This window comes from Streptomyces klenkii (genome assembly GCF_003626645.1).
GTDB classification, from domain to species: Bacteria; Actinomycetota; Actinomycetes; order Streptomycetales; family Streptomycetaceae; genus Streptomyces; species Streptomyces klenkii.
Map to the genome: position 1 here is coordinate 1 of NZ_RBAM01000139.1, position 1,169 is coordinate 1,169.

The window sequence follows — 1,169 nt, forward strand, 5'->3', positions numbered from 1 at the left end:
GGACGCGTCCGCTACGAGTACGACGACGCGGGGCGTACGGTACTGCGGCAGGTGGTGCGGCTTTCGAAGAAGCCCGACACCTGGCGCTACGAGTGGGACGCCGAAGACCGCCTCACCATGGTCATCACGCCGGACGGCACGAGCTGGCGTTACGCCTACGACCCCCTCGGGCGGCGCATCGGGAAACATGGCGTCGCCGCCGACGGAACGGTCGTCGGATCCACCGCCTTCACGTGGCAGGAGAGCACGCTCATCGAGCAGACGGAGAACCGGTCCGGCCGCCCACTCACACTGACCTGGGAATACCAGGAGGGACGTCCCCTCACGCAGATCCAGAATGCGCCGCAGGCGGAGATCGACCGCCGCTTCTTCGCCGTCGTCACCGACCTCGTCGGGGCGCCCACCCACCTGATCGGTGACAACGGCGAGGTCGCCTGGCGAGCGAGGACAACGCTGTGGGGTCAGACGACTGGCACAGGCACCACCACGATGCCTCTGCGCTTTCCCGGCCAGTACGCCGATGAGGAAACCGGCTGGCACTACAACTACCACCGTCACTACGACCCGCACACCGCGCGCTACACCACACCCGACCCGCTGGGTCTCGACCCCGGGCCGCACCCCTACGCATATGTCCACAACCCGCACACCTGGTCGGACCCACTGGGCCTCGCGGCACACCGGCCGCGGGCGCAGCATTTGCAACCCGACGAGAACGCGACCGGGAGCCACACGGTCTTCGAACGGGACGCGAGTGGCCGGGTGACGCGTTACCAGACGTGGATCGAGGAGCCGCGTGCTCCTTCGGGATGGCGTCAGGGCCCTCGGTTCCGGGGTGAGGGGAAGCCGCATGCCGGTATCGAACCACCGCTGTACTACCCGACCGGAGGAGGGCGGGCGGAACCGGCGACGGGGGAGAATCTCCCGCTGGGGTATTGAGAAAGGCGATCCATGGACAACGTCCCGAGCCCGTTGGAGCTGTTGCGTGCGGCGCGTCCCGAGGTCACGGCGGTCACGCCCGCGGAGTGGCTCGCCGAGACCGGCGGTGTGCTGGAGGCGATCCCCTATCGGTGGCTCTACTGGCCGGACGTGCTGGAGGTGCACGGCGCGGCCTTCGTCGATCTCTCCGGCCTTGGCCGGGAGGCCATCGCTGAGCGCATCGGCCAGGT

At 68.6% G+C, this 1,169-nt stretch carries 2 protein-coding genes; both read left to right on the forward strand.

Annotated features, from left to right (window positions below; translation table 11 throughout):
* Nucleotides 1-939: RHS repeat-associated core domain-containing protein (locus D7231_RS35250; RefSeq protein ID WP_147449905.1), on the forward strand; the 939-nt coding region annotated here is incomplete at its 5' end.
* A gap of 12 nt (nt 940-951) precedes the next feature.
* A partial coding sequence (locus D7231_RS35255; protein WP_199739540.1) for a hypothetical protein occupies nt 952-1,169 on the forward strand: 218 nt, incomplete at its 3' end.